We start from the raw sequence: 26,703 nt of genomic DNA, 5'->3' as shown, positions 1-26,703 counted from the left end.
GCGCCAATGCTCTGCTTTCGCCTACTGCGCAATGGCCGGCACGTCGCAACCGCGGGGGTGTCGGGCTTCGGAGTCGTCTCCACCATTCTGACGTGGGTGCGCCGCCCCGATGATGAGACGCGCGACAACCCGGAGGTGGACCTCCACCTTGGGGGCTCCGTGGGCAGAGAGTACCGCGAGCACCTGAAGTGGTGTTACGCCAAGGACATCCGTGCGGGCGACGTCCTCACGGTGGAGGTGCGTGAGGACTTGGAGCCTGACCCTCCGAGGGAGAGGCGCCTCGACGAGGAAGCGGGACTGGACGATGTGGCCCGCCTCCAACTCAGGAAGAAAGCCCTGGAGGCGCAGCTCGCCGACTTGAATGAGGAGTTGGCGGAGCGCGGTGCAGCGTAGGCGTAGCGGGGGGCCTCCTCCTTCGGACGGGGAGGCGCTCCGTCATCTCCGGGGACCACTCGGGCTGCGGGCTAGGGGCCGGCGCAGGGCCCCGAGGCATGGGGCCCTGCACGCCGGGCCGGCTCCCTGCTCGGAGCCCTCCGGAGCGCCGGCCGCAAGCCGCCTGGCGCTCAGGGGGCGGGCTCCCTCGGAGCGCTGCTTCAGCGGGCCAGCTCGGTGGTGATGCGGACGAGGGCGTCCAGCTTCGACGCGTCGAGCTTCCTCGCCAAGAAGATCAGCCGCCGCAGCGTCACATCGTCGTCCGGCCGAGTTGGACTCCCGCTACTGGGGGACTCGGTGAGGCCCATCAGGTCCTCCGGGGAGACCATCAACTCGATGCACAGCTTCTTCAGCGTCTCGACGCTGGGAATCATCTGCCCACGCTCAATCCGGCTGTAGACGGCAGAGGCCAGCCCCACGCGCTCAGCGACTTGGACCTGCGTCAGACTCATCTGTTCCCGAGCGAGGCGGGCGATACTCCCAAGGTGCGCTGCAAGCTGTTGGTTCATAGGTACAAGGGAGTATACCCGAGTTACGCGTTGTCAAGGGAGTACGATTCCATCAACGCACGCCCGACAAGAGATGAATGAGAGCAAGGGCCTGGCGTCCGTCCAACTGGTGCACACGGCGTCGCAGGGCGTCCTTCGCGGCAGCAACGACGTCCGGCGGCAGCGCATCGGGATAGCCCAGCACCTCGTTGGGAGAGGCTTCGAGTACGATGCACAGGCGGAACAGCGTCGGGACACTGGGGAGCGTTCGCCCGCGCTCGAGCCGGCTGTAGACGCCGGGGGAGATTCCGATGAGGTGGGCCACCTCTGTCTGCTTCAGTCCTGCCCGAAGGCGGGCCGCGCGCAAAGTGCCGCTGATGATGCTGGGCAGGGGGCGGGCGGGCTCCTTCGGAAGGGCGAAGTTGCGGACATCAAGTGGGATATGCATTTCAGGAAAACTATACCCATTAGTCTAGTTGACTTCACCTTGTGGTGCGGGTCGGAATCTTTCAGGGTGGTTGGAGGTGGGATAGGACTTCGCGCGATTTCCCCGGGCTTCTGGTAGCGTGGGCCGGCGCCTGGGAGGGAGTCGCATGCGCGTGGCCGCAGTCCTGCTGTCCTACAGAGTCTCAAGGAAGTCGCCATGAGGGACAACGGCCCCCCAGCCGTGCTGTCCCCTGGGGACTCGGTGATGGGCTACACGGTGGTGAGGCAACTGGACCGAGGTGGCTTCGGCACCGTGTACCTCGCGACGAACGGTGGGCAGCCCTGCGCACTGAAGCTCGTGGAGCGGCAGCGCGTGGAGGGGCGGGTGGAGAAGGAGGTGTCCATCCTCTTGCGCTTGACGCACCCGAACGTGGTGGGCATTCGCGGCTTCACCTACTGGCAAGCCGAGGAGCGCGACTTCGCCCTCATCGCCATGGAGTACGTGGAGGGGCGGAAGCTGAGCGCGTGGGTGAAGGATGAGAACCCCTCGGCCCGGCGAATCGCGAAGGTGACGCTCGACATGGCGCGGGCGCTGGAGGCCTCTCACGAGGCGGGAGTGGTGCACCGGGACGTGAAGGACTCCAACGTCATGGTGCGCGACGCGGACGGCCTGGCGGTGCTGGTGGACTACGGCATCGGGGACTACGAGGGAGCCCCCTCCGGCATCACCCAGTCCCTGCTGCCGCCGGGGACGATGGAGTACCGGCCCCCCGAGGCCTGGCGCTTCCTGCAGCAGAAGTACCTCGGCCAGAAGACGGGCGCTCGCTACGTGTCCGCCCCCTCGGATGACATGTGGGCCCTGGGCACTGTCCTCTACCGCCTCCTCACGGCGAGGTTGCCCTTCGACGCGGGGTTGGAAGAGGAGTACGTCAAGGCTGTCATTAGCAGGGCGCCTGTGCCCCCTCACCACGTCAACCGCTTCGTCCCGGAGCGGCTGAGTCAGGTGTGCATGCGGCTGCTGGAGAAGGACCCTGCTGCGCGTCCCGGCGCGAGCGCTGTCTGTGCGGCCCTGGAGACGCTCCTGGCCGGGGCGGAAGGAGAGGCGTGGGACACGCCCCTGTTCGATGCGTATGGCCCGAACTCGGCCACCACCGAGAACGAGGGCAAGGTGAACAAGCTGGAGCGGTGGGCGAAGCGGCCCCTGCGCCAGATGCGCCGTGGCAAGCCGCCAGGGCTGGCACTGCCGGAACTCCCAGGCGAAGGCAGGCCCGCGGCCTTGCCACTCGAGGTCCCGCTGGCGCCCGCTGCCCCCCGGCCTGTGGAGGCGCATGGGCTGTGCTTGGCGCTCGAGGTCGGGGTGGGGCCGGAAGCCGCATTGGAGGCGAACGGCGCGCCGCAAGTGGCACCCGAGGCCCCCGTTGTCCAGGTGGAGCGGCGCTTGTTCCTCGCGCGACTCAGAATGGGACGCGTGCTGGGCGCGGGGCTGCTGGCCATGGCCCTCGCGTCTGGGGCGTACTTCTCGCTGCGGGCGGACTCACCGCAGCCGCAGGCCGTCACCGGCCAAGAAGTAGCGCCATATATAGAAAAACCTCAAGCTGCCCCGGCCGCAGCTCCCACCGGGCCGGAGGCCACACCTGCGGCCGTCGCTCCCTCCGCGACGCTTCCCGAGGTGACTGCCACTGTGACGACGACGAAGAGTGACTCCCCGACCTCCCCGCCGGTGCCTGCCAAGAAGGCCACGAGGAGCGTCAGCAGTGCCGTGGCGACGGCGGCCCTCTGCACCACGTTCGCGTGCTCCGGTCCCCAAGTGCGCCCGGCTCCCGACCCTGAACCGTGCCCGGCAGGCGCCACCAAGGGAATGAAGAAGCTGGGCATGGACATTGGGGACGAGGAGTACGCGAGCTTCATCCGAGGGCCAGCGAAATACGTAACGGTGAAAGAAGGCACTGCACAGATCATTGTGGGCTCGGACTACGCCACGCTGTCGGGGCGGCTCATTATTGCCGACCGCGTCCATGTCCGATTGACGCGAGCGCGATTTCGCGGAGAGAGCTTCCCCGTGTGTCTGGAGGTGCTGGACAGCTCAGGCAGCCGCGGACTGGAGATAGAGGGTGGAGGAGGGGAGACGGGTAGGGCGCGCGTGTTCTCTGCCGTTACTGTCAAGGCAGTGAGTGGGTTTGAGTGAAGTGTTGCTGTCTGGCAGGCGCCCGTGAGTCGCCAGCGGCGTTGACGCTGGCTTGGTCCAGGAGAAACGTCGAGTGCATCATTCCGTGTCGGCCGTGCTGCTTTCCCTCCTTCTCTCAGGAACGGGGGCAGCTCTGGCGCAGTCGCCCTCATCCACCGTGGGGCTGAGCGTTCGCCGAGTCGAGTTGGTCCCGGATGATGCCCAGCCAACAGTTGAAGTGGCGGTGAGCCCGGGCCTCTCGACGGTGTTCCTCTTTGATTCGGAGGTGAGTCGAGAGGGGCTGATGCTCGAGGGACGCGAGCGCTTTGCGATGGTGGACGCTGGGCTCAACACCTTGCGCCTGGTCCCTTCAGAGAAAATCTTGGCGGGCGAGCGGCTCAAGCTGACGGTGCGTTTCCAGGATGGGTCGGCCCCGGCTGCTTCGACGTTTGTCTTGGTCGCGCACCCTGCACGGTCGGAGGCGCATGTCGAAGTTTATCGACGCAAGAGGAGCGTCGAGACGTACCAGGAGGAAGTCCGTCTGGCGCGCAGCGAGGCCGAGCAATGCCGGGAGGAGAATGCGCGCCTGCGCGCGGAGCGAAGTGCTCCTGACGGGCTGACGGGACTCATCTCGACGGAAGTCCTCAGCAAGCGAGGCGTTGACTACCGCGACCTGACCAAGGGGGTGAGCCAGGCCCCGGGAGGGGCCGCAGCTAGGCAGTATGTTTATGCATATCGCGCAGCCCGCAGGGTGGCTGTCGAGGTTATCTTCATGTCAGGAGGGGACGCCCAACCGTGGACAGCGGTGGGGGCGATGCTCCGGGGCAAAGCCAACGAGGAGCTGAAGGTGCTTCGAGTATGGCAGTCTGGCCCCGTGGCCTCAGATTCGACATCGCAGCGACTCGTCGTGGAGGCCGAGGCTGCAGCCGAGTCTCCTCAAGGCCCCTTCACGCTGAAGCTCTGGGATGTGGATGGACGCCGCACCGTCACCCTGGGGAACGTCACCTTTCCTTAACCTTACGAGCGCTGTCTCCAAGCCCTTTCGCGGGTTTCCGACATTGGGGGCTTGTGCCGAATGCCAATCTAGGGTCCAATGGACTGTACCTATTGGTCTAGTTCATTCTGGCGTGCCCTGGAGGCGATGTGTTCCTCACTGTGCTGGAGAGCGCGCGCGTAACTGCGCGCTTCCTTGGTGGCTGCGGAGAGCTCCCGGAGGGCGACGCACCTGAGCCGCCTTCCTAGCTCCACTTCGAAACATGCGTTGGGCTCGCGCGCTGAGCCGAGGACCTCCCGCACTGCCATGTGAGGCGCGTGCTGGCTGTCGTCGTGCGCCGAGTGGCCGTCTGCGCTTTGTCGGACCGCGTGTCTGACGGGCGCTGAGGAGCCCTCCTCCAGTCATCCCAATTCGCGCTTGGAGTCATGAGCGGAGCCGGGCTTTGCCCTGGCGCCGTCGCGCGACACGTCTGCCTGCTGGTGGGACGGAGCCGGGCTTCCTGGCGCCGTGACGTGACTCGTCTGCTTGTCGCTTTGCCCGGCCGGCCTGCCGGCGACTTCCGCAATGCAATGCATTCACCCCGCAGCCCGGCGCCCTGCCGGACTGAACGGGAAACCTCTGTCCTTTGCCCCTGCCGGGGGCCTTCCCTGGAGACGTCGATGTTCATGCGCTGGGCCGTCGTGTTGCTGTTGGTGTTACCCGAAGTGGGGTGGGCGGAAGAGATTGCCTATCCTGAAGACTACGTGGCCGAGGAGGACACCGCTCTCCTTGAGCAAGAGGGAGACGCGCTCCTCGGGCCTTCCGTGGACGAGGGAAACGCCCTGGTCGAAGAGGGGGACGCCATGGTGGAGGAGCAGCCGGCCTCGTCCAGCTCGGGCTCTGGCTGGGCGAACCGGCTGAGCCTGGAGACCACGACATGGGCGCTGCTGCCTCGCCGTGGGGCGGGGACGGATGAAGGCTTCCTGCAGGTGCATCCGCGGCTGGAGGTCGTCAAACCAGGCTTCCTCCAAGTCGAGATGGGCGCTCCCGTGCGCCTGCGCATGTGGGGCGGGGAGGCGGGGGACAGGCTGGTGCGCAAGGAGGACTGGGACGAGCTCTCCGACTGGGGCCAGGTGGTGCAGAACCTGATGGTGGGGGGCGACGCGCCGAACTTCGTGTGGGTGGGCGCCTTCGAGTCGTACACGCTGCTGTCCGGGCACCTGGTGCGCCGCTACAACAACCGGGCCAACCCCAACTACAACCCAGCCGGCGCGGTGGTGACGGGGATGCTGAGGCCCTTGTACGTCGAGGCCTTCGCCTCGGACGTGCTGGGCGCGCGGCTGATGGGGGCGGAAGTCGTGTTGGATGTGCAGCACATCCTCATGGGCCGACAGCCGTACCCGATGAAGTACATGCTGGCGCTGTCCGCGGTGCATGACTGGGGCAAGGCCGGAGGGACGTCGGAGCCGATGACGCTGGCCCACCTCGACGGGACGGCCATCCTCGTGAGCCGCCGCAACGGGAAAGGTGGCTTCGAGCTGCAGGCGAACGCGGGCTGGGGCGGGCGTCCGGGAGAGGGCGGCGCGTGGGGCGCGGTGGCGGGGCTGGGGGCGGAGTACATGTCCTCGACGGTGGACATGCGCGCGCGCCTGGAGGGCCGTCTCCAGCGCGGAGGCTTCCGTCAGGGCGCCTTCGGCCCGGACTACGAGCTGGCGCGCTTCCAGGTGGCGGGCCCGTCTGCCGTTCCGCAGGCGGACGCGCCCTTCCCGGATGGGTACTCGGCCCACGGCGAATTGATTCTCAACTGGGACGCGGAGAGCCTGGGCGTGCTGGGGCAGCGCCACTTCCGCCTGTCGATGGGGGCCGAGGTGTTCAACTGGGGCCGGGTGGACGTGGATGGCCGGCTGGAGACGCAGCTCTTCCACCGGAACCTCTCGGTGGGGGTGGGCGGCCTGTCGGTGGGCGCGGGCCAGGCGGGCGCGCGCTACCTCGCCTCGGCTGACGCGCGGTGGCGCTTCCTGGGCGGGAAGCTGTACGCGGTGGGGCAGGGCGGCACGCTGCTCTTCCCGACGGCGGAAGGGACGCTGCGGCCAGGCGCCTTCGCCTCCGTGGGACTGGGGGTGGACAATGCGCGCTGAGCGGCGTTGGCGCGGCGGGCTTGGGCTCGCGCTGGTGGTGGCCCTCCTGGCGTCTGGGTGCGCCTCGTTGCCAGCGAGGCCGGGCCAGGCGGGCCGTGGGGCCGTCCTGGCCTTCAGCCCCGTCTCCGTGCCCTCCCAGGTGGCGAGGAGCGCGGCGACGGGTGTGTACCAGGGGGAGGCGTCGGGCTCCGCGGATGGGACGCCAGACCCGGGGCCGATGGGCTTTCGACGTGGAGTCATCGGCCGGGCCCTTCCCGAGGAGGGGGCGCGCGGCTCGAGCGGCGGGGGAGGGGCTTTCGTCTGTGGCGGCAAGGCCCTGCCACCGGGCTGGCCCCGCCTGACTCAAAGCCGGGAGGTGCTGGCGCCCTTCCTGGCATGTGCCTCGCCCGCGGAGTTCGTGGCCATGCAGCGCGGGGTGGACATGGCCGCGCTGGTGCAGTCCCTCACGGCCTGGGATGCAGTCCGCCTGGGCGCCCTGGGGCCGATGGACGAAGACGCATCGGCAGCCCTCAGCCGCAAGCGCGCCGACTTCATCGTCACGTCGGTGGAGAAGTACGGCGTGCCGTATGCGGAGGTGCTCGCCCTCTTCGTCCTCCATGCGGCCTTCGACGACGAGCTTCGCGAGGTGGTGCAGCGGCTCGCTCGTGACAAGCAACTGGGCGAGACGCTGGGCGCCATGGCTGCTGTCCGCGAGGAGCTGAAGCGGCGGGGCATGGAGCTGGGGTCCTTCCCAGAGCGAGAAGAGAAGGCCGGCGACGTGCTGCGCGGATTGGGGCGAGCGGGCAGGGACATGCTCTCCAGCACCTTGGTGAGCGGTGAGGCCCGGTACACGGAGCTCATGGCGATGCGTGGGCAGATGCCGTCGCCCTACCAAGCCGCCATCGATGAGGTGGGGAAGGCTCTGATGGAGAGGCACTACTCGCCGGGAAGCCTCTCGGCGGGAGCCTTTGACTCTCTCACCTTCGGTGTGCCGGTGGGCTTCTACCACCTGGCGGTGGGGACGGGGCACGGGGCGTACTCGCTGGCGCAGGGCAAGTACGAGCAGGCCACGCGCGAGCTGGCGCCAGCCGCGCTGGCGGTGGCGGTGTACGCCGGGGGCAAGGGCGCTCGGGCTCTGGTGGAGTCGCGTGGCGGGCTGCGGCGCCTCCAGATGCCGGCGCTCGACGTGGCCGGCATGAAGGCGCTGATGGCGCGCCTGGAGGAGCAGCTCGGCATCACCGCCGCGCGCGACTTGTTGCGCTACCTCCAGGCGAGCCGCGAGGGCGCGCTGGTGGCCGCCGAGTGGGGGGAGGCGGGACTGCTGGCGCTGTACGAGGCGCGCGGAAACCCCGCGAAGGCGCAGGTCGTGCTGATGGAGGCGGCGCGCCGCGAGTCCGCCCAAGCAGTGGCCAGCAGGGGCTCCGCAGGGAAGCGGCCCGTCAACCTGGACCTCTTCGAGCAGAATGCCGAGGTGTCCGCTGCGGAGGCGCAGGCGGCCAGCCGCGAGTCGTCCGGGGCTGCGGCGACGAGAGGAGGCGCGAGTCGCGAGTCCGCGCAACCCGCGGCTTCACGGGGCGCAAGCGGGAATCGGTACGTCAACCTGGACCTCTTCGCGCAGGATGCCAAGGTCGGCGCAAAGGAGTCCGCGAGGGCCAAGCTGTTCCAGGCGGAGCTGGAGTCCTCGGGGCCCCGTCTCCCGAAGGACGTGAAGCTGCTGAAGGAGATGGCGCCCAAGCTGAACGAGCCGCCGCCGGGAGTTGAGAAGGGGGCTGAGTCTGCCCCAGTTCCGTGGACACCCGAGATGTGATGAAGGGGACCAAGGATGTCCACGGATACGAAGCAGAGAAGGAAGCGCCGCAGTTTCACCGCCGAGTTCAAGGTGGAGGCTGTCCGGCTGGTGCTGGAGGAGGGCAAGACGGTGGGCCAGGTGGCGCGAGACCTGGACCTCACCGAGACGGCCCTTCGCACCTGGGTGGAGCGAGCCCGGGCGGACCGGGGCCAGGGCAAGGCGGGAGCGCTGACGACAGCCGAGCGTGAGGAACTGGCGCGGCTGCGTAAGGAGAACCGCCAGTTGCAGATGGAGCGTGACTTCCTAAAAAAAGCAGCGGCCTTCTTCGCGAAGGAGGGCTCGAAGTGAAGTTCGAGCTCATCGAAGCGCAGAAGGCCCACTTCCCCATCGAGCTGATGTGTCAGCAGCTGGGGGTGGCCCGCTCGGGCTACTACGCGTGGCAGAAGCGACCGGAGTCCGAGCGGCAGAAGGCGAACCGGGCCTTGGCGGCGGAGGTGGCGGCCGTGCACCAGAAGAGCCGCGGCACCTACGGCAGCCCCCGGGTGCACGCGGAGCTGCGAGCCGCAGGCCGGTACGTCAGCCGCAAACGCGTCGCGCGCCTCATGTGCCAGCAGGGACTGGCCGCGCGCAAGAAGCGTCGCTTCGTGTGCACCACGGACTCACGCCACTGCCAGCCGGTGGCGCCCAACGTGCTCGCGCGGAACTTCTCTGCCGACCAGCCCAACTGCACCTGGGTGACGGACATCACCTACGTCTGGACGAGGCAGGGCTGGCTCTTCCTGGCCGTGGTGCTCGACCTCTTCTCGCGCCGAGTCGTCGGCTGGGCCATGAGCGAGTTCATCGACCGCCACCTGGTTCTGGGCGCGCTCGATATGGCGCTCAAGGGCCGCCAGCCTCCGCGAGGGCTGCTGCACCACTCGGACCGTGGTAGCCAGTACGCCAGCGAGGACTACCAGCAGGCACTGGCCTCCCGTGGCATCGAGTGCAGCATGAGCCGCAAGGGCAATTGCTGGGACAACGCCGTGGCCGAGAGCTTCTTCAGCACCTTGAAGATGGAACTCGTCCACGATGCGGACTTCGCGACGCGCGACCAGGCCCGCTCCGCGCTCTTCGAATACATCGAGGTCTTCTACAACCGGCAGCGCCGCCACTCCTCGCTGGGCTACGTGAGCCCGGTGGAGTATGAGCGGACGGCCTCATCGATAGCTCAGGCAGCATAACCACGCTGTCCACGGAGCCGGGGCAAGCTCAGGCTCCGCTCTGGCAGGAGTACGTTGCCTACCGCAAGAGGCGGCTGAAGGAGATTCGGGGCGGTGACGCCGTCAAGGGTCCCCTGAAGTGGGAGGGCTACGGGGGGATGCGCGCCTACTATGCTCGGGGCATGGCTTTCGAGAGGACCATGATCGCCATCCTGGAGGCGGACGCTGCGTTGCCCCGCGCACAGCGGCGGTGGCTAGGCGACTTCGAGCAGCCCCGCATCGAAACGCACGTGGGCGTGTCGAAGATGGACCTTCGGTACGCCGACGTCCTTGTCATCGAGGAGCGCCCTCCACCGGGCCAGCCACCTCGGGTGGAGACGTTCAGCTTCAAGAGCCGAGACCTCAAGCCTTTCGAGGCCGAGGACCTACGCGTGCAGTTGAATACGGATGCGAGCAATGCGATGAAATACTACGGTGGAACGTTGAAGATTGTTCGGGACGGACTGCGACAGCAGGCGAAGGTTCAGAGAGTGCGCCTTGTGTACGAGGGAGGAAAACTCCTGCCCAGCGACCCCACGATATTGAACGATGCGGTAACCAGGACGCAGAGGCGGATCGAGGGGGTGGAGGTGTTGTTTCAATGAGGCTGGATGAACTGAGCAAGGTAGATAGTTTTCGCTTCACCTTCGACGGGGCCTTCGAGCCGAAGGATGGATTGGAGCGCGAAGTGGCACCCTTCCTTGATGCTCTTGAGAGGCATTTCGTCAGTTGGATGCCGACTACTATCAAAGGCAGTCGGAAACGCAAATACTCCCGAGACGCTGTGCTGCGCGCGCTAGAGGAGCGGCGCGACGAGTATGGCTCAATCATTGGGCTGTCTCGCGCGGAGAGTCCTGCTGTTTCGATGGCACTCGACCTCGGGCTCACTCAGCGGACGTCCGACCTGAGCGTCAGTCTCACTATACAGCCGCTCACGTTTTTTGCTGCGGCGGAGGCCTGTCGCGATTTTGTGGCTATGGTGCGTGCCTGGGCCTCACGATACCCTACGCATCATTCGGTAGCTCATGGTTTGGCAGATTTGCAATTGGCGGACTCTCCCGCATTCGGCCGTGACGATGCGACATGGAAACGGGACGGGTTCGACAAGATCTATGAGTTGTTCTGGCTGAACATCTTCGGTCCGAAGTTGGTGGAGTCAGTAGGCCGTGAGCGGATGCTCTCGACGCCTGCGCATCTCGTCGAGGAGCTTCCCAACGGCTCCGTCCTGTTGGTGCTGTGGCCAACTCCCGCCGAATTCGCGAGCGACGAGGCCCGTGTTGCCCAGGCCCGCGCGCACGTTCACCTGCGGCCGGACCTCGACTTCGACACGGTGCTGCGCACGCTGCGGGAGCGCAGTGCCGTGCTCGTACCCGTCGAGCCATGCTTTCACCCTGACGTGGCGCCGTTCCTCTCGCGGCTGCCGGACGAGTTCGCCATCAGCGAGCGGCAACGGAAGATTGCCGAACTCAACGCCTTCCGACCCCCCGTGCCGGAGGAGTGGCTCCCTGTCGCTCATCCCTCGGACGTGGTGAATCCGGAGCGCGTCCTCGAGTCCTACGGCGACTTGTCCGAAGGACTCGTGGCGGCACTGCACACCAAGGTACCCTCCATCATGGACGAGTCGGCCGAGTCCCTCACGGACCTGGACTTCTACTTCTGGAAGGAGAACTTCCCGGAGCGGTACACGCGCGAACTCATCGACAGTCACACAGCTCCGGCGCTGGGGGCCTACCTGGGGGACGTGTTGGTGCGGCGGTTGGGCGGGACATGGGTGCTGCGGCAGAAGATGGAAGAGTCCCAGGTGCGCGTGGGCAAGCGCGTCTGGCTGCCCTTCCTCCGCGCCCGCCGGTACATGCAGTCCCGCCAGTCGCTGCTGGACTACTCGCTCACGCAGTTCTTCCATGAGGTGGAGCGGTACCGGCCCTAACTGGGGCTTCCTCCCTGCGCGCGCCAGGCCGTGCTTGCTGGCGCGTAGAACAAGGCGAACCCCGCTGCGAGCTGCCACTAATGGAGATGCCAATGGCGTTTGTTGGGGTGCGTATCTGCGGCGCTCAGGTTAGACCGCCTCCAGGGAATGTTTCGGGGCGCCATGGCTGAGCCTTCCCTCAAATTGGCTAATCAGTCCGGCTAGCCTCCTTCCTGCTTCGGTAATCTGAAAGAACACTACCTCATAGGCTAGTCGCAATGCCTTTTGAAGCACATCGACGTCAGGAGTAGAGGTGCCCCACATTCGCCTTAAACCAAGGGAGAGCAACTCAACTAGGTCGTGGCCTTGACAGAGTTGCCACGGATCATGTCCCTCCCTGAGCGCCTCTTGTACAGCAGATGCGAAGCGCTCTTTGGCCGAGGCCTCCAGTTTGTTCTTCATGCAGATTAGGTCGATTAGCCGCGCTTGATCTGCCTTGAGCGATTTCGGGATTAGGTACCCTTCGTGTTTGATTTCCTTGAAGTCAAGCGCCAAGTTGTCTCTTGCACTTACCAGTCGAGCCGCACCCATTGCTGATGCCGACGTTAGCAGTTCGCTTCTAACGGCCGTTGAAATTTCCTCAAGTTCGGAGTCTGCGGTGACTGAAAGCGTGCGGTGTAGTTTCTCAGTCGAAGCGAATTCACGGATAAGCTTTGTGAGGGCGGGACTACGGACATACTCGCATTCGATATCGTGCATGTCGGACACTATGATTGCAGGATGATTGCGAATCCTGTTTAGGATTCGATCGAAGTCTGCGTCAACCACTCCGACGAACCAGTCTCGTTCCCCCCGTTGATCATGCAGAATGTATATGCCTTCGCAAACATAGTCCTTTCCGCCAGCGGGATAGAATTGCACTCGCGAGCCAAAGCAGTGCTCAAGGATTCGACGATCGGAGCCGCCCTCGACTACGAGTATTGGGACTCTTGTTGTCTGTGCGGCCCGGAGCATCATTACTGCGCTTGCAACTATCTCCCCAGTTATGAGTTCTCTCATGTTCCAGCCTGAACGGATAGCTCGCGAGTAAGCCCCCAGTTTCCTCCAATTACTTGTGGCGAATGAGTGGCTAGTACGAAGTCCATTTGGTTGACTTCGCGTACGCGCTCAAGGTCGTCAATGAATCGAAGCTGCCAAGCAGGATGGAGAGAGAGTTCTGGCTCGTCGATCATTACCAGGTGGTTTGAATGAAATCCGCCGAATATGAGTTCATAACACAGCACTAGTAGGTGTTGCTCTCCCGAAGAAAGCGCTGCGGGATCTAGATTCTCTCCCGAATCGGTTTGTAATACGAGGCCCGCATCCTTGGAGATTCTTGCAGATTTTCTAACGAAGTGTGAGTTTACGAGGTCTTCGAATAGGGTGATTTTTTTATGTATTTCGGAGAACTTCTCTAGTTTACTCTCGGTGTCTGCGGCGTAGACGCTCAGAACTTGAACGGTCTCCTGACGACCGAGCTTTGATGGGTCGAATCTGTTGATCGAACTCTCCTTTTCGAGGAGGCCTGCCAGATACAATTCGTCCCGTCGTCGTTCGATGTCATTGAGCTTTTTTGAGACAAGGTCGGCGTTCGGGCTTGGCTTTTCCAATGCCTCGACGACGCGTCGCGGAAATGAGCGATCAAGTGACTGGGAATGTTCCGCGTACTCTCCAAGAACATCCTTGATTAAAGTGCGAACCTTGTCGGCATAGTCTTCGACCACGCGTTTGAATAGCGGTTTGCCCTTCTTGCGATCCTCGGCGACACGCAATAGTCGCTGTTCCTCGATGAGTGTGCACCGGAATTGCGACCAAAAATTCGTCAGCCACTTGGGGACAATTTCGTGCTCGCCGAATAGTGATTTTTGTCGTGCGAGCGTGGTTGTTAGTGAGGAGAGCGGAATGTGTTCCCATATTTCATCTGGGCTCACGACTCGTCCGGAGATGAACCAGTCTCCGCTGCCGAGCGGGGTTACCTCGTCGCCGGCCAGGTGCCGCATCATTTCGTATTGATTTAGCCTGGTTGTTCTACCTGAGATTTCCTTTGTATTGAATTGGTTTATTCGTTTTTGGTTCCGCCACTCCTCCAGCTGTAAGTGTCTTCCGTCCTTTTTGGTGACTATGGAGGTTGTGTCGCTGAATGTTAGGCGAATGTCCTTAAATTTGAGATGGGAGAGAAATGGTGGGATGGATTTGGAGAGTTGGCTTACGGCACGAAGGAGTGTTGTTTTTCCTGTTCCGTTGGCGCCATGGATGATGGTGATTCCGCGCTCCGTGTCTAGATTGATCTTGTGATCGAGTGCTCCGAATAGTCCATGCGCTTCGATCGATACTAGTCTCTTCATTGTTGGTCCGTGTGGTTGTGGGGTTGTCTTGGTGTGAATTTCTGATGTGCCGTCTCCCTGCCTCTATGACAGGGTTCGCCCCCGTGGCTGTTTAGGGATGGTATTTAACGGTCTTGTTGTGTGCAAGATGGTGCTCGGGCCTTTTTCTGATGGTGTGCGTCGAACCCATGAGGTGGAATTGCCCCGTCAAATCGGATAGGGCAGTGGAATGAACTCGCGAGCCTGAAGTCGCGCGGGGAACGCATCTTCAGTGACTTGTGCGGGTCCACTGCGTTGTAGTCGTCGAACCAGCGGGGGGAACTGCTCGAGAACCCCTCGGCGCTGTACGAGCGGGCAAGGTACAAGTCGTCGCGCATGAAGCTCTTCGCGAAGGGCTTGGCCATGCCGTTGCTGTCCAGCGAGTAGGCCGGCGTGGCGCGGATGAGTGGCCCTAGAGCGCCGATCAGGTTACGGCGAGGGAGCAGGCAAGCGGTAGGGGCTCGACTCGGGCTGTGGTCGCGTGATCAGGTCGCCACCTTCGGAGGTGGCGCATGGAACGCTGGAAGCCGACTGTGGAGCAGAGCGCACGGGAGCAGCGCCTGCTGAAGCTGGCGGGGAAGAGCAGGAAGCTTTTCGTCTTCCTGCGCGAGCATCGGCACGAGTTGTTCGACGAGGCCTTTCAGGACGAGCTCGAAGCGATGTACCGACAGACGGGCCAGGGGCAAGAGCCGCGTAACCGTCCGGTGGACGTCGTGCCGGAGGGCTTGATGCCGGTCGAGGACCGTGTTCGGCGAGCGCCGCGACGAGCGAGCTGTTCAGTGACTGAGCTGGAGGGGCGAATCGGGCGGGTCGGCGGCGCGTCGCCGCTTCCATTCGTGGGGTAGCAGCTCACCGATGCGCGAGTTGGGATGCGTCTGCACCCGGAGCAGCACGTCAGCCAGGTACGCCTCGGGATTGACGCCGTTGGCCTCGCAGGTGGCGACCAGCGCGTAGAGGCCCGCGAGGTTTTCACCCGCTGCCTCGTGGCCGACGAAGAGAAAATTCTTACGGCCCAGAGCCGCCTTTCTCAGCGCCGCCTCCGAGCGGTTGTTGTCGAGAGGCAGACGCTCATTCTCCACGAAGCGCGTGAGGGCCTCCCACTGCTTGAGGGCGTAGGAGATGGCCTGGCCCAGTGGACTCTTGGGCGGGTGACGCGGCGCCTGGGCTTCGAGCCAGACGCGCAGCCTGGCGAGGATGGGGGCGCTGTGCACCTGGCGCAGCTCGCGGTGGGCCGCGGTGCGCACCACGTCCGCCTCTCGCGCCTGTGCCTCCACCCGGTAGAGTTCGAGGATGAAGTCCATCGCCTGTCGCGCTTCGGGCGCGGTGGCCAGCGCGTCGAAGAAGCGGCGACGCACATGGGCCCAGCAGCCGACGCGCACCCGGCCCTGCGGCAGCGTCACCGCGTTGTAGCCGGTGTACGCGTCCACCACGAGAGCGCCCGCGGTGCCACCCAGGACTTCCTTCGGCGTCTTGCTGGCCCGGCCCATGCTGAAGCGGTAGCCGATGAGCCACTCGCCCGCGTCATTCCGGGTGAGGAAAGTCCAGACGTAGCCCAGCTTCGTCTTCTTCACGTCCAGCACGCGCAGCGGCGTCTCGTCGGCCACACCACGTCCGCCGAGGCAATGCATTGCAGGAGGTGCTGGGACAACGGCAGTAGCACCGAGGCTGCCTGGTGGAAGAGGTCCGTCAGGGTTCTGCGACTCATGGGCACGCCGCTTCGCTCCACCCGCTGGGCCAGCCGGTGCAAGAGCATGGCGTCCGCGCACTTGGAGACGACGACGTGCGCCAGGAGGCCCGGCCCGTACTCGCCCTTGTCCACCACCTTGGGCGGCGCGGGTGCGGTGACGACGCCTCGGCCGCAGGTGCACGCCAGGACTTCCTGCACGTGCACCTGCTTCTCGAAGAAGGCCGGCACGTACTCGTACACCACCGTCCGGCGCCCCGGCCCCAGGGGCTTGAGCGCTTCGCCGCCGCACGCCGGGCAGCGCCGCTCCTCGGCGGGCACCTCGTGCCGGACGCTCCACGGCCCCGGCGGCCTTGCGTGCCGCGCGCTCGCGTCGCGTCTGAAGCGCGCTCGCGGCCCGGGCCGCCTCGTCCTCCGGGCTGGTGGCCTGCGACTTCAACTCCTTGGCCACCGGCGGCAGCTTCTCCGTCTTGCGGCCGAAGACGCGCCGCTCCAGCGCCGCCATCTTCGCCTCCAGCGACGTCATCCGCTCGCGAAGCTCCTCGGCTTCCTCGCGCCAGGGGCAGAAGTGGTCTTGGGGCAGCTCGCGTGGCACCTGGTGCCAACACCTCACCGCGCCACGGCCTATCCTCGCGCTACGAGGACGTGCGCCCGGGAGGCGTCCAGCCGGGCGAGCGTTTGACGTCGGTGACGTCCATGCCGTCCAGCAGCATCGCCAACTGCGTCGCGTCCAGGTGCACCGCGCTCGCGTCGGCGTCCACCTTCGGCAGCCGGAAGCGGCCGGTCTCCAGCCGCCTGTACAGCAGCACGAAGCCGCCCCGACTCCACGTCAGCACCTTGATTCGGTCCCCGCGCCTGGAGACGAAGGCGAAGAGGTGGCCGGAGTAGACATCCTCGCCCCAGGCGGCCTTCACCAGCGCCATGAGGCCATCAATCGACGTGCGCATGTCCACCGCCTCGGTGGCCAGCACCACGCGCACCGACGTTGGCAGCGTGAACCCCCACTCACCTGCCCAGCGCCGTGACGAGCCGAGCCACGTAGTCGACGTCGACGCCCACGGGGAACCGCAACCTGGCTCCGCTGGTCAGCACCACCTCGAGCAGCACGGGACTCACCTGCGCAACGGCCGACATCTCCACCGGCAGCAGGTGCACCTGCTGGGCCTTCCGGGCGTGCTGGCGTCGGCGCCGGTACACCCACGACTGCAGCGTGCTCAGCCGCAGCCCTCGCTGCGCGGAGACCTCCTTCTGCGTCAGTCCGCTCGCCTCGAATGCCTCGGCGACCTGGAACCACTCCTGCTTCTCAACCGGCTTCGACGTTCCGGCCAGGGTCAACCACGACTGCTACCCCGGCAATGCCTCCCGCCACGTCGCTCGCCGGACGGTTACCGAACTGCGGCTTGCCCCACCAAGTCGCTGGGACTCAACGAGACCGGTGTAACGCCAGATCGAGAATCACGAACCTCGGTTTAGTCCCTGTTGGGGTCGTATTCTTCGGGCTCGCCAGCGAGTGACGTCTCTTGCTCCGCATCATCTTGGGCCGCAGAGCTATAGCTCTGCGCTTGTCGCTTCTTGAGTCGCCTGATGGTCTCTTTACTGACCTCTACGCCCGTCACGGGCGCATAAAAGCTCACCTTGGCCGCGAGCAGGGCGTTGAAGAACGGGTCCTTATTGATGTGCTGCTGATAAGGGCTGGGCCCGCCCAGCCAGCCACGAAGCGCCGCCTCATAGGCGAGAAGCCAGCGCTCGCCGTGCAACTCCTCTACCGAAAGCGCTGACTCCCATTGGCTCGTCTCAAGAACTCCCGACACCATCGACTGGGACTTGGCATCCAAGGCGAGTAAAGCCACGAAGACGTCCTGTGACTGCCTCAATGCCTCAGCCGCAGACTTGTTGACATTCAACTTCAAGGTGAGCAGGCCCCACAACGCCCACGTGGTCTCGCTTGCGAGCCCTGCCGGAGCGCTCTCTCTGATGACGTGGTTGAGTGCATCCGAGATTGCCGCCTTAGCCAAGCGGTATCCACGCTGCTGCGCGACCAGGAGCGCGGTGACAAACTGCTGCGTGGCGCTCATTTCGACAGCCACCGCCTGCAGCAAGAGATCCTGCACTACCGGCCAGTCGGTCTTCTTGCTCCACTTCTCTCCCTCGGTGCGAGAGATGGCGTAGGCGAGCACGTAGGAGTCGCGGTGTTCGTTGTGGACCTCAAACGCGCGGTCGAAGTACCGGATGATGCGCTGCAGTGACGCCCGAGTGCCTCTGGAGAAGTCGAATTCGCGAAACTCGGTGAGCCATGGAGTCTCGAGACGCTGCGGGAGCTCAAGCACCCGCGTCTTGAGCGGATTGAGCTGGAGGCTGTAGTCCGCGAGCAGTTCTTGCATGTGGCTCAGCGCGTCCTCTGCGGCACCTCGGCGGACAAAGGCGAACTCGTAGTCATCGTAGTACCGAAAACCTTGGACCTCAGAGCCAAGACGTCTCTGCATCTCTGCATCGATGGCAGAGAGCACAAGTTCGCCGATGATTAGCGACGCGTCAGGGCCGACAGGAATCCCATTGGTCTGCCCGTCTTGGCCTGCCATGAGGGAGCTGTCCAACCGGTTCCCCAAGAGAGAGTCGTCACGCCGTCGCTTCTTGGCGACCGCCTTCGAGTGAAGCACCCACGGAACGCTGTGTGTGTAGATGCTGCGATAGAACTCGGCGACGTCCGCGACGAGTAAATAGCGTCGATTGCGACGGTTGTTGATGCGCACCCTCGCCAAGTCGCCGGGCACTAATTCCGGAACGAATGCCCTCTCCGGATCCTTCCCCTTGGTCGGCTTGCTCCGACTGAGGTTGCTCTGATTCAAAAGGGCAGTTACCTCATTCCAGCCGTCACCGAGTTGCTTGCATAGGCGCAGATACGCTTCGGGATGCGGAACGGAGAGCGTCCTGCGGACACCGGCTACGCGAGCGAGGCTGTGAGTAACCGGCAGGTAGGTCTGCGCCTTCGGCACCGCTATGGCTGGCGCGCCCTTTGCCCACGTGGCGAAGGCCTCCGTCGAGAAGCATGGCGGGAGTTCCTTGGGGAAGTAGCCCAATGCCAGCAGAGACTCCGTGATCGAATTCATCCGCCTCTCCGCGGTTCCTAGGTTGTTGCAGGGGCCGTTAGTACCCCTACCACCTTATAGTCACCGGGGGACCGACAGCTCCTCGCGAACTGATTGCGCGCAGAGGGACAACCGGCCACGCGAGCCGCAGTGCCCTCATCCACTAGAAGGACGCGATGGGTCGCACGAGACTCGCCCTTCCACCACGAGACAAGCGCCTCAAACTCGATGGGGCCGACGTAGCAGAGCGAGACGTGCTGCGCTTCCGATTTCACGGAGGCATGAAGCCCCACGCCCCGACCCCATCCGACACTCACTCACACCTTGAGGGCGGATGCTGGACGCTATCCCCAATTCGCGATAATCGGGTGCAGGCGCACCTGAGTTCGCGGACACTCAATCGGACCCCGAATTTTCCGGACTTCATCCAACCCTATGATGTCTTTCGTTTTTCCGTCGCAGTCTCTGGAGAGAGCGCCGAGAACGAGTTCGCGCAGGCCTTCATTCGGGGAGCTGAACGAAGGGTCCTATCGATTCCGATAGGGCCCTTTTTTCTTTCCAGCATCACGCGTCGAGCCACGGGCCTGGGGCCTGGCGCCGGGCGGTTGCTGGGTCGGAGGAGGGGCGCCGCGAGCGACCAGGGAGCCGTGCTCCGACGGACACCTGGACTCGAATCCCAAGGCCCCCCGTGTCCCGGGTGGTATGAAGCGCCCGTGCGTTGGCTCAAGCCCCTCCCGCTCCGCCCCCGCGACACCGTTCACGTCGTCGCCCCCGCAGGCCCCTTCGACCGCCCGCTGTTCGAGGCCGGCCTCGCCTTCATCGCCGAGCGCTACACCCCCTCCCTCCGCCCCGACATCTCCTCCGTCCACCGCTACCTCGCCGGTGACGACGCCCGCCGCGCCCAGGAGCTCGGCCACGCCCTGACGGACCCCTCCGCCCGCGCCATCTTCTGCGCCCGCGGCGGCTACGGCAGCGCCCGCCTCCTGCCGCACCTGAACCTCGCCGACGCCGCCCCCAGCCTCTTCACCGGCTTCTCGGACCTGACCTCCGTCCACGGCGCCCTCCAGGCCCTCGGCCGCGTCTCCATCCACGGGCCCGTCCTCACCCAGCTCGGCAAGCAGCCCCCCGAGGTCCGCGAGTACTACTTCCGCCTCCTCGAGTCCCCCGAGCCCCCGCCACCCCTCTCGGGCTCGGCCACCTACGTCCCCGGCTCCGCCGAGGGCCACCTCGTCGGCGGCAACCTCTCCGTCCTCGCCTGCCTCCTGGGCACCCCGTACCTGCCGCCCCTCGACGGCGCCGTGCTCCTCCTCGAGGATGTCACCGAGCGCCCCTACCGCCTCGACCGCATGTGGACCCAGCTGCGCCTCGCCGGCGTCTTCTCCCGCGTGCGCGGCATCGTCCTCGGGGACTTCACCGCCTGCGAGGAGCGCAACGCGGAGTACTCCAGCGCCGACGTCCTCCGGGGACTCGCCCAGGAATCCGGTCTGCCCTGCGCCGCGGGCTTCCCCATCGGCCACGGCACCCTCAACTACCCCGTGGCCCTCGGCACCCAGGTCCGCCTGGACGCTGACGCCGCGCGCCTCACCTTCCTCGAAGGAGCCGTGCGCCCATGAGCGCCCCTCCCGAACAACACCCTGTCGCCGTCCTCCAGACGCTGCTCGACGAGGCCGTGGGCATCGGCGTCTTCCCCGCCGCCCAGGCCGTTGTCCTCCACCGCGGCGTCCAGGTCTTCGGTGGCGTCGCCGGCAAGGCCTCGGGCGACACCCGCTTCGACCTCGCCTCGCTCACCAAGGTCGTCAGCACCACCGCCCTGTTCCTGCGCCTGTGGACCGAAGGCAAGGTGGGCCCCGACACCCTCGTGTCCCGCTTCTTCCCAGGCTCCCCCGTGGGCGACGCGGGCGCCACCGTCTCGGACCTGCTCTACCACCGCTCCGGCCTGCCCCCCTTCGTCCCGTTCTTCGCCCAGGCCCTCACCCAGCACCCCGCGCTGCTCGATGCCGCCTGTCCCTCGGCCACGCGCGTTCAGGTCCGTGAAGAGGTCCTCCAGGCCGCCGCCGCCACGCCGCTCGCCGCGCCGCCTCGCACGCGCACGGCCTACAGCGACGTGGGCTTCATCCTCCTCGGCGAAATCCTCTCGCGCGCGGCCAACGCTCCGCTCGACACGCTCTTCTCCCGCCACGTCGCCGAGCCCCTCGGCCTCCAGGCCCGCTTCCACCGCCTCACCGACTTCCCCGCGGACTCCACGCCCGCTCCCACGGGCGCGACGCGCCCCCGCGAGCCCGCGCCGGGACAGGAGACGCTGTGGAAGGACGTGCCCTCCGCGCCCACGCGCCTGGGCGAAGTGGACGACGACAACGCCTGGGTGATGGACGGCGTCGCCGGACACGCGGGTCTGTTCGGCACCGCGGTGGACGTGGCGCGCTTCGGCCAGGCGGTGCTCGAGGGCTGCGCGGGGACGAGCCCCGTGCTTGCGCCCGGGCCCTTGTGGCACCGCGTGCTCGCCACGGACCCGCTGGTGGCGGGCAGCACGCGCTCGATGGGCTTCGACTCGCCGTCTCAAGTGGGCTCCAGCGCGGGCCGCTTCGTGGGCGACTCACCTCCGGGGGCCGTCGGGCACCTGGGCTTCACTGGAACGAGCCTCTGGGTGGACCTGCGCCGCTCGCTGGTGGTGGCGCTGGTCACCAACCGCGTGGCGAATGGCCGCCAGGAGCTGCGCATCCGCGACTTCCGACCCGTCTTCCATGACTTCGTCGTGGAGGCGCTCGGCCTCACCGCCATCTCGCAGGGAACGCATGGCTGACGACAACGGTAACGTCCTCGACACCCTCGAGCCCGGCAGTGTGCGCCGCGTCCACCTGGTGGGCGTGGCGGGCACCGGCATGGGCTCCTTCGCCGGCATGCTCAAGGCCGCCGGCTACGAAGTCACCGGCAGCGACGAGAATGTCTACCCACCCATGAGCGACATGCTCAAGGCGTGGGGCATCCCCGCCGCCTCGCCCTACCGTCCGGAGAACCTGGACGCGGCGAACCCCGACCTCGTCATCATCGGCAACGTCATCCGCCGCGTGAATCCCGAGGCCACCGCCGTCCGCGAGCGCGGCCTCAAGCAGATGAGCTTCCCCGCCGCCCTGGGCTCGCTCTTCCTCGAGCGCTCGCACTCCATCGTCGTCGCCGGCACCCACGGGAAGACCACGACGTCGTCCCTCATGGCCCACGTGCTCGTCGAGGCGGGCAAGGACCCGTCCTTCCTCGTGGGCGGCGTCACCCAGAACTACGCGGGCAACTACCGGGTGGGGAAGGGCGCGCACTTCGTCGTCGAGGGCGACGAGTACGACACCGCCTACTGGGACAAGGGCTCCAAGTTCCTCCACTACCGCCCGCGCACCGCCATCCTCACCAGCGTGGAGTTCGACCACGCGGACATCTTCAGGGACTTGCCCCACTACGAGGCCACGTTCGAGAAGTTCGTGCGCCTCATCCCCGAGGACGGCCAGCTCGTCGTCTGCGCCGCGTACCCCAACGCGGTGAAGCTCTCGCGTGAGGGCTGCAAGGGCCGCGTCGTCACGTACATCGCCAAGGAGGGCGCGGACGCGGACTACGTCCCCAAGAGCGTCACCTTCGGCCCCGAGGGCGCGCGGTTCGAGGTCGTCGAGCGCGGCGCCGTGCTCGGCACCGTGACGCTGCCCATGGGCGGACTGCACAACGTGGAGAACGCGCTCAGCGTCATCGCCGCCGCGCGGGGGCTGGGCCTGTCCTTCGACGAAATCGCCAGCGGCCTGGCCACGTTCCGCGGCGTGAAGCGTCGGCAGGAGCCTCGCGGCGAGCCCGGTGGAGTCCTGGTGGTGGACGACTTCGCGCACCACCCGACGGCCGTGCGCGAGACCATCGCCGCCATCCACCACCGCTACCCCACGCGCCGGCTGTGGGCCATCTTCGAGCCCCGCTCCAACACCAGCCGCCGCAACATCCACCAGGAGGACTACGCCCACGCCTTCACCGGCGCCGCCCGCGCCAGCCTCAAGGTGCCCGAGCGCCACGACAAGGTGCCCGTGGGCGAGGAGCTCGACGTGCGCAAGCTCGTCGCGGACCTGCAGGCGCAAGGCATCGCCGCCGAGGGCTCCACCGACGTGCAGGCCATGGTCGACCTGGTCGCCCGCGAGTCGCAGCCCGGGGACATCCTCCTGGTCATGAGCAACGGCGCCTTCGGTGGCTTCATCGAGAAGCTGCTCGCGGCGTTGAAGGCCCGCTTCGGGGAGGGGACCTGACATGCGCCTGTGCCTGCCCGTCGTCCTCGGTGCCCTGTCGCTCGCCGGCTGTGCCCGTGCTCCGTCGATGCCGCCCCTCACGCAGCCGGCGCCCTCGGGCGTCGACGCGAAGGGCGCGGAGGACCGCAACGCGCCGCTCGTCTTCCAGGTGAAGCGCTACCCGGGCGGCGAGCCGTATGACCTGGCCAGCGACAAGGGCAGCGTGGTGCTGCTCGACGTGTGGGCCACGTGGTGCGAGCCCTGCAAGGACGCGCTGCCCTTCTACGAGAACCTCCAGCGCGAGTACGCGAACAAGGGCCTCAAGGTCTACGCGCTCAACATCGACGAGGACTCGCGCGCCATCCCCGCGTTCCTGAAGGAGGTGAAGGTGGGCCTGCCCATCCTCCTCGACGAGAACGCCCAGGTGGCCGAGCGCACCCTCAAGGTGCGCGGCATGCCCACGACGTACTTCATCGACCGGCGCGGCGTCGTCCGTCACGTCCACGAGGGCTTCAACGAGGAGTTCCTCACCAAGTACCAGTCGGAGCTCGAGGCGCTGCTCGCCGAGCCCGCGCCGTGAGCCGTGGGAGCCCGAATGTCTGACGACAGCCCCGCCGAGCTGCGCCTCACCGCGGAGGAGGGTGCGCGCCTCGCCGGCCGAATCCTCGCCGACCGCTTCCTCGGCGAGCGCGTCATCGAGCTCAAGGGTGGCATCGACCTGGTGACGGACGCGGACCGTGCCTCCGAGGAGGCGCTGCTCGCGTTCATCCGTGAGCGACACCCCACGCACGCCATCCTCGCGGAGGAGAGCGGCGCGTCGGCGGGCTCGGACGGACTGCGGTGGCTGGTGGACCCGCTCGACGGCACCACCAACTACGCCCACCGCGTGCCGCACTTCTGCGTCAGCGTCGCCGTGGAGTCGAAGGACGGCGTCGTGGCGGGCGCCGTGTACGACCCGATGCTGGACGAGCTCTTCTCCGCCGCGAGAGGGCAGGGCGCCACGCTCAACGGTCGTCCCCTGCGCGCGAGCGCCGTGGACCGGCTGGACCGCGCGCTGTTGTGCACGGGCTTTCCCTACGACGTGCGTGAGAATCCCGAGGGCCCCGTGGGGCTCTTCACCCGCTTCGTGCTGCGCGCCCAGGGCATGCGCCGCACGGGCAGCGCCGCCATGGACCTGGCCTACGTGGCCGCGGGCCGCTTCGACGGGTTCTTCGAGTTCGGGCTCAAGCCCTGGGACATCGCCGCGGGCTCGCTGCTGGTGGAGGAGTCCGGAGGCGTCATCCGCCACGTCACGGGGGCTCCCTTCAGCGTGATGCGCGGAGACGTCATCGCCTCCGCGCCCGCCCTGGCCCCGGAGCTGCTCTCCGAGGCCAGGCACTTCATCGACGAGCTGGGCTGGACGCCCCGCCCCTGAGGCTCAGCCGCGCAGCTCGGACAGCGCCCGCGCGAAGGCGCTCGTGGTGGCCCCCTGCGCCCCCACTTCCTTGCCGTGCTTCTTCGACTTGTCGTTGTTCATCTTGCGGTGGGCCTCATCGCGGGCGGCCTTCTCCTGCTGCGTGGCCTTGTCCTCGATGTCCTTGCCCTTGTCGGTGAGCGCGTCCGCCGCCTTCTTGCCCAAATCCGACGCCTTCTTCGCCGAATCCACCACGCCCATCAGCGACCACTGCTCCGCGAGCGACGCCTGCACCGCCTGGCGCAGCTCCTCCGCGCTGTGGCCCACCGTGGGCGCCGCGACGTGGCCCGCCTCGGCCAGCTTCGGAAGATCGCTCGACGAAATCAGCCCTGCCTCGGTCGACAGCTTCGACATGTGATGCCCCCTCGCTGCTTCCTGGGTTTCCCATGGCCCAGGAAAATTACAGCGTTATCAGTTTAACGAGGCGTCGAGGAAATCCGCAAGATGCCGGGAGATGGGCAGGCCGGTGTGCTGCTCGAACCACATGAAGCCCGGGCAGGTATTCACCTCCAGGCAGACCCAGTCCTCGGGTCGAGAGGAGCCACCCGGAGGCTCGATGAGGTCGATGCCGGCCAGGTCCAGGCCGAGCGCGCGGGACAGCTGGCGGCAGGCCTGGGCGACGGGCTGGGGTAGCTCCACGGCGTCCAGGCTCACCGCGTGGCCCGTCATGTCGGGGTGGCGGTAGTCCAGGGCCTGCGTCACCGCGCGGCAGGCCAGCACGTCGCGCGCGCCGATGACGTGGGCGCGGACGTTGTTGCCGGGGATGCGCTGCTGGAACTGGTGCGGCGCCAGCGGCTTGCCGGGCCGGGCCGAGGCTCGCGTGGCCTCCCACGACACCTGCTTCACCAGGGAGCGCTCGTCGCTGACGGACTTGATGACGGGGTCTCCGTCCAGTCCTCGCGCGAAGTGCTCCCAGCGCTCCCAGGTGCCTCCGGCGAGGGTGTCCGGCACGCGCAGGCCCGAGGCGAGGATGGCGGCGTACTGACACGGCTTGCTGCCATTGGAGAGCATCGCGGTGGCGCGGTTGGCCACGGGCCCGGGGAACAGGTCCAGGAGCGCCGCGGCGTGGGCCTGCTCGGCGCGGACTTGGGGCGTGGGCGCCTGCTCGAGGTTGCCCGTCCCTAGCCGCGAGTAGATGCCGGAGATGCGCTCCAGCCCGACACGCCACGTGGGGAAGCACACCGCGCCGCGCAGACGGCCCAGTCCCGGAGGTCCCTGCGGCAGCTCCAGCTCGAGGCGCACGTCGACGCCCAGGTGACGCTCGTCCACGAAGAGGTACTCGCGCCCGGTGTCGGTGAGGTGCTTCAAGAAGAACGCCGTGAGCAGCTCATCCACGGGCCCCATGACGAGGATCATCGCGCGACCTCCGTGCTCGTGAGCCGCTCGGCGAAGAAGCGCTCCACCTGCGCCAGGGCCACCGCGTCCTCCTGCGCCAGCAGGCGCTCCAGGCTCTCGGGCGACGTGCCCAACTGGAGGGCCGTCCAGCGCGGAGCCTCTGGTGTACCCGACGTCACCAGGAGGACCTCGAGGACCTCGGCGCCGCAGTCCGCGGCCAGTCGTGTGAGGTCCGCCTCCAGCGCGGGAGGGAGCACCGGTGGCGACTCCTCGAACTCCAGCGGCCAGAGCGTGACGTGCGAGCCCATCACCAGGGCCTGTCTCAGCGGGCCGGGCTCGGGCACCGTCCACCACACTTCGCCCTGCCGCGTCCCCACCTCCTCGGGCCAGCGCGTCCAGCGCTGTCCGTCCTCGGGCGGCGTGCCCAGGTGGAAGTGGGGTGGCGCGAGGACACTCGTGGCCTCGGGCAACGGCAGCCTTTGGGCAATCACCCGCCACATCGCCGTCGTCCACAGCGGCGAGAGCAGGCCGCGTCGGTTGATGACGCGCGCGGGACAGCAGGAGTGGAAGCCCTCGCGCAGGGCCTCGTGCTCGGAGCGCAGGTAGTCGCTCTGCGCTGGCGGCAGCGCGCCCTCGGACAGGCACCAGAGGACGTCCTCGGGGCCCAGCTCCAGCTCACCCCAGGGCCCGACGAGCCCCGCGCGGAAGCGTCCGCCCACCACCTCCACCCAGGGCGTGACAGCGCCGCCCCATTCCTCCATCGAGACTTCGACGACGCGCACGTCCGCGCGAGTGGCCTGTGCGCGCAGCACGTCACGCACGAAGGGAAACGACTCGGAGCCGATGAGCACCAGGTGGCGCATGCACCCCGCAGTCTGCACCGCGCGAGCCTGTCGCGACGAGTTGGGTACGAAGCGACCTGAGCAGGTCCGCGGGAACTCCGAGACGCGTCCGCACGGGCCCGCG

22 protein-coding genes and 4 pseudogenes are annotated in these 26,703 nt (G+C 66.6%); 14 read left to right on the top strand and 12 right to left on the bottom strand.

The features are described from left to right. Positions 1-6: 6 nt before the first annotated feature. A complete protein-coding gene (locus VZQ01_RS07850; RefSeq protein WP_426747382.1) occupies positions 7-393 on the top strand; it encodes a hypothetical protein in 387 nt (128 codons plus the stop codon). 200 nt (positions 394-593) lie between these two features. Here VZQ01_RS07850 and VZQ01_RS07845 read toward each other — a convergent pair whose 3' ends face one another. Together VZQ01_RS07845 and VZQ01_RS07840 are read right to left on the bottom strand one after the other, a co-directional pair. Continuing rightward, positions 594-941: a helix-turn-helix domain-containing protein gene (locus VZQ01_RS07845; RefSeq protein ID WP_020478959.1), complete on the bottom strand. Its 348-nt coding sequence runs from the start codon at positions 939-941 to the stop codon at positions 594-596. Positions 942-993: 52 nt separating this feature from the next. Beyond that, positions 994-1,368 (bottom strand): helix-turn-helix domain-containing protein, encoded by a 375-nt coding sequence (locus VZQ01_RS07840; protein ID WP_426747381.1) that lies wholly within the window; start codon positions 1,366-1,368, stop codon positions 994-996. 195 nt (positions 1,369-1,563) lie between these two features. Here VZQ01_RS07840 and VZQ01_RS07835 point away from each other — a divergent pair, with 195 nt between their 5' ends. The 7 genes and pseudogenes from VZQ01_RS07835 to VZQ01_RS07805 all read left to right on the top strand — a co-directional run bounded on the left by VZQ01_RS07835 (position 1,564) and on the right by VZQ01_RS07805 (position 11,554). Further along, positions 1,564-3,531, top strand: coding sequence for a serine/threonine protein kinase (locus VZQ01_RS07835; RefSeq protein ID WP_426747380.1), 1,968 nt, complete (start codon positions 1,564-1,566; stop codon positions 3,529-3,531). A 73-nt stretch (positions 3,532-3,604) separates the two neighbouring features. Continuing rightward, a complete protein-coding gene (locus tag VZQ01_RS07830) occupies positions 3,605-4,525 on the top strand; it encodes a DUF2381 family protein (protein ID WP_426747379.1) in 921 nt (306 codons plus the stop codon). A gap of 638 nt (positions 4,526-5,163) precedes the next feature. Then, a complete protein-coding gene (locus VZQ01_RS07825) occupies positions 5,164-6,621 on the top strand; it encodes a hypothetical protein (RefSeq protein ID WP_426747378.1) in 1,458 nt (485 codons plus the stop codon). Then, a pseudogene (locus tag VZQ01_RS07820) lies at positions 6,611-8,371 on the top strand (hypothetical protein); the annotation flags it as partial. The gene VZQ01_RS07825 and the pseudogene VZQ01_RS07820, both read left to right, overlap by 11 nt. A 51-nt stretch (positions 8,372-8,422) precedes the next feature. Then, a protein-coding gene (locus tag VZQ01_RS07815) for an IS3 family transposase (RefSeq protein WP_426746270.1) occupies positions 8,423-9,609 on the top strand; the annotation gives its coding sequence in 2 pieces (ribosomal slippage) (positions 8,423-8,705 and positions 8,705-9,609; 1,188 coding nt in all). Between the two features lie 32 nt (positions 9,610-9,641). Then, a pseudogene (locus VZQ01_RS07810) lies at positions 9,642-10,232 on the top strand (hypothetical protein); the annotation flags it as partial. Next, a complete protein-coding gene (locus VZQ01_RS07805; RefSeq protein WP_426747377.1) occupies positions 10,229-11,554 on the top strand; it encodes a hypothetical protein in 1,326 nt (441 codons plus the stop codon). The pseudogene VZQ01_RS07810 and the gene VZQ01_RS07805, both read left to right, overlap by 4 nt. A 129-nt stretch (positions 11,555-11,683) precedes the next feature. Here the strand turns inward: VZQ01_RS07805 and VZQ01_RS07800 are convergent, their stop codons facing one another. From VZQ01_RS07800 to VZQ01_RS07790, 3 genes are all read right to left on the bottom strand, one after another. Next, the gene (locus VZQ01_RS07800; RefSeq protein WP_426747376.1) at positions 11,684-12,592 is read right to left on the bottom strand and encodes a DUF4435 domain-containing protein; all 909 of its coding nucleotides are present in this window, start codon (positions 12,590-12,592) and stop codon (positions 11,684-11,686) included. Continuing rightward, positions 12,589-13,917: an AAA family ATPase gene (locus VZQ01_RS07795; protein WP_426747375.1), complete on the bottom strand. Its 1,329-nt coding sequence runs from the start codon at positions 13,915-13,917 to the stop codon at positions 12,589-12,591. The genes VZQ01_RS07800 and VZQ01_RS07795 overlap by 4 nt, the downstream gene beginning before the upstream one ends. 104 nt (positions 13,918-14,021) lie before the next feature. Beyond that, the gene (locus VZQ01_RS07790) at positions 14,022-14,273 is read right to left on the bottom strand and encodes a hypothetical protein (RefSeq protein ID WP_426748940.1); all 252 of its coding nucleotides are present in this window, start codon (positions 14,271-14,273) and stop codon (positions 14,022-14,024) included. A 174-nt stretch (positions 14,274-14,447) separates the two neighbouring features. On the opposite strand from VZQ01_RS07790, the pseudogene VZQ01_RS07785 reads away from it, so the two are divergent. Beyond that, positions 14,448-14,630, top strand: a pseudogene (locus tag VZQ01_RS07785) (IS1182-like element ISStau7 family transposase); the annotation flags it as partial. 81 nt (positions 14,631-14,711) lie between these two features. Here the strand turns inward: VZQ01_RS07785 and tnpC are convergent. The 4 genes and pseudogenes from tnpC to VZQ01_RS07765 form a co-directional block, all read right to left on the bottom strand. Further along, positions 14,712-16,145 (bottom strand): annotated as a pseudogene (tnpC, locus tag VZQ01_RS07780) (IS66 family transposase). A gap of 109 nt (positions 16,146-16,254) precedes the next feature. Further along, positions 16,255-16,593, bottom strand: a complete 339-nt coding sequence (gene tnpB, locus VZQ01_RS07775; RefSeq protein WP_426747374.1) for an IS66 family insertion sequence element accessory protein TnpB — start codon at positions 16,591-16,593, stop codon at positions 16,255-16,257. Between the two features lie 31 nt (positions 16,594-16,624). Then, the gene (tnpA, locus tag VZQ01_RS07770; protein ID WP_426747373.1) at positions 16,625-16,954 is read right to left on the bottom strand and encodes an IS66 family insertion sequence element accessory protein TnpA; all 330 of its coding nucleotides are present in this window, start codon (positions 16,952-16,954) and stop codon (positions 16,625-16,627) included. A gap of 134 nt (positions 16,955-17,088) precedes the next feature. Next, positions 17,089-18,726 (bottom strand): RNA-directed DNA polymerase, encoded by a 1,638-nt coding sequence (locus VZQ01_RS07765; RefSeq protein WP_426747372.1) that lies wholly within the window; start codon positions 18,724-18,726, stop codon positions 17,089-17,091. Between the two features lie 692 nt (positions 18,727-19,418). Between VZQ01_RS07765 and VZQ01_RS07760 the strand changes: the two genes are divergently transcribed. From VZQ01_RS07760 to VZQ01_RS07740, 5 genes are read left to right on the top strand one after another with little or no spacing between them, the layout of a single operon-like run. Beyond that, complete coding sequence (locus VZQ01_RS07760) at positions 19,419-20,318, top strand: S66 peptidase family protein (protein ID WP_223750540.1); 900 nt, start codon at positions 19,419-19,421, stop codon at positions 20,316-20,318. Beyond that, positions 20,315-21,505: a serine hydrolase domain-containing protein gene (locus tag VZQ01_RS07755; protein WP_426747371.1), complete on the top strand. Its 1,191-nt coding sequence runs from the start codon at positions 20,315-20,317 to the stop codon at positions 21,503-21,505. The genes VZQ01_RS07760 and VZQ01_RS07755 overlap by 4 nt, the downstream gene beginning before the upstream one ends. After that, complete coding sequence (gene mpl, locus VZQ01_RS07750) at positions 21,498-22,970, top strand: UDP-N-acetylmuramate:L-alanyl-gamma-D-glutamyl-meso-diaminopimelate ligase (RefSeq protein WP_426747370.1); 1,473 nt, start codon at positions 21,498-21,500, stop codon at positions 22,968-22,970. The genes VZQ01_RS07755 and mpl overlap by 8 nt, the downstream gene beginning before the upstream one ends. Position 22,971: 1 nt before the next feature. Continuing rightward, positions 22,972-23,529, top strand: coding sequence for a TlpA disulfide reductase family protein (locus VZQ01_RS07745; protein WP_141332040.1), 558 nt, complete (start codon positions 22,972-22,974; stop codon positions 23,527-23,529). A 15-nt stretch (positions 23,530-23,544) separates the two neighbouring features. After that, positions 23,545-24,363 carry an inositol monophosphatase family protein gene (locus VZQ01_RS07740; RefSeq protein WP_426732534.1) on the top strand — a complete coding sequence of 273 codons (819 nt, stop codon included), beginning with the start codon at positions 23,545-23,547 and terminating at the stop codon, positions 24,361-24,363. Positions 24,364-24,366: 3 nt separating this feature from the next. On the opposite strand, the gene VZQ01_RS07735 is transcribed toward VZQ01_RS07740, so the two are convergent. From VZQ01_RS07735 to VZQ01_RS07725, 3 genes are read right to left on the bottom strand one after another with little or no spacing between them, the layout of a single operon-like run. Further along, positions 24,367-24,756: a hypothetical protein gene (locus VZQ01_RS07735; RefSeq protein ID WP_223784981.1), complete on the bottom strand. Its 390-nt coding sequence runs from the start codon at positions 24,754-24,756 to the stop codon at positions 24,367-24,369. Positions 24,757-24,813: 57 nt separating this feature from the next. Next, positions 24,814-25,758: an ATP-grasp domain-containing protein gene (locus VZQ01_RS07730; protein ID WP_426747369.1), complete on the bottom strand. Its 945-nt coding sequence runs from the start codon at positions 25,756-25,758 to the stop codon at positions 24,814-24,816. Continuing rightward, the gene (locus tag VZQ01_RS07725) at positions 25,755-26,600 is read right to left on the bottom strand and encodes a hypothetical protein (protein ID WP_426747368.1); all 846 of its coding nucleotides are present in this window, start codon (positions 26,598-26,600) and stop codon (positions 25,755-25,757) included. Before VZQ01_RS07725 ends, VZQ01_RS07730 begins: the two co-directional genes overlap by 4 nt. Positions 26,601-26,703: the final 103 nt, after the last annotated feature.

The organism is Myxococcus faecalis, from assembly GCF_050039385.1.
GTDB lineage: Bacteria > Myxococcota > Myxococcia > Myxococcales > Myxococcaceae > Myxococcus > Myxococcus fulvus.
Note: the sequence above shows the minus strand (reverse complement) of the source record. Positions and strands in the feature narration are given on the sequence as shown.

Coding starts and splice junctions, on each gene's coding strand:
- VZQ01_RS07850 (WP_426747382.1), top strand. CDS start 7: ATGCTCTGCTTTCGCCTACTGCGCAATGGCCGGCACGTCGCAACCGCG.
- VZQ01_RS07845 (WP_020478959.1), bottom strand. CDS start 941: ATGAACCAACAGCTTGCAGCGCACCTTGGGAGTATCGCCCGCCTCGCT.
- VZQ01_RS07840 (WP_426747381.1), bottom strand. CDS start 1,368: ATGCATATCCCACTTGATGTCCGCAACTTCGCCCTTCCGAAGGAGCCC.
- VZQ01_RS07835 (WP_426747380.1), top strand. CDS start 1,564: ATGAGGGACAACGGCCCCCCAGCCGTGCTGTCCCCTGGGGACTCGGTG.
- VZQ01_RS07825 (WP_426747378.1), top strand. CDS start 5,164: ATGTTCATGCGCTGGGCCGTCGTGTTGCTGTTGGTGTTACCCGAAGTG.
- VZQ01_RS07805 (WP_426747377.1), top strand. CDS start 10,229: ATGAGGCTGGATGAACTGAGCAAGGTAGATAGTTTTCGCTTCACCTTC.
- VZQ01_RS07800 (WP_426747376.1), bottom strand. CDS start 12,592: ATGAGAGAACTCATAACTGGGGAGATAGTTGCAAGCGCAGTAATGATG.
- VZQ01_RS07795 (WP_426747375.1), bottom strand. CDS start 13,917: ATGAAGAGACTAGTATCGATCGAAGCGCATGGACTATTCGGAGCACTC.
- VZQ01_RS07790 (WP_426748940.1), bottom strand. CDS start 14,273: ATGCGCGACGACTTGTACCTTGCCCGCTCGTACAGCGCCGAGGGGTTC.
- VZQ01_RS07765 (WP_426747372.1), bottom strand. CDS start 18,726: ATGAATTCGATCACGGAGTCTCTGCTGGCATTGGGCTACTTCCCCAAG.
- VZQ01_RS07755 (WP_426747371.1), top strand. CDS start 20,315: ATGAGCGCCCCTCCCGAACAACACCCTGTCGCCGTCCTCCAGACGCTG.
- mpl (WP_426747370.1), top strand. CDS start 21,498: ATGGCTGACGACAACGGTAACGTCCTCGACACCCTCGAGCCCGGCAGT.
- VZQ01_RS07745 (WP_141332040.1), top strand. CDS start 22,972: ATGCGCCTGTGCCTGCCCGTCGTCCTCGGTGCCCTGTCGCTCGCCGGC.
- VZQ01_RS07740 (WP_426732534.1), top strand. CDS start 23,545: ATGTCTGACGACAGCCCCGCCGAGCTGCGCCTCACCGCGGAGGAGGGT.
- VZQ01_RS07735 (WP_223784981.1), bottom strand. CDS start 24,756: ATGTCGAAGCTGTCGACCGAGGCAGGGCTGATTTCGTCGAGCGATCTT.
- VZQ01_RS07730 (WP_426747369.1), bottom strand. CDS start 25,758: ATGATCCTCGTCATGGGGCCCGTGGATGAGCTGCTCACGGCGTTCTTC.
- VZQ01_RS07725 (WP_426747368.1), bottom strand. CDS start 26,600: ATGCGCCACCTGGTGCTCATCGGCTCCGAGTCGTTTCCCTTCGTGCGT.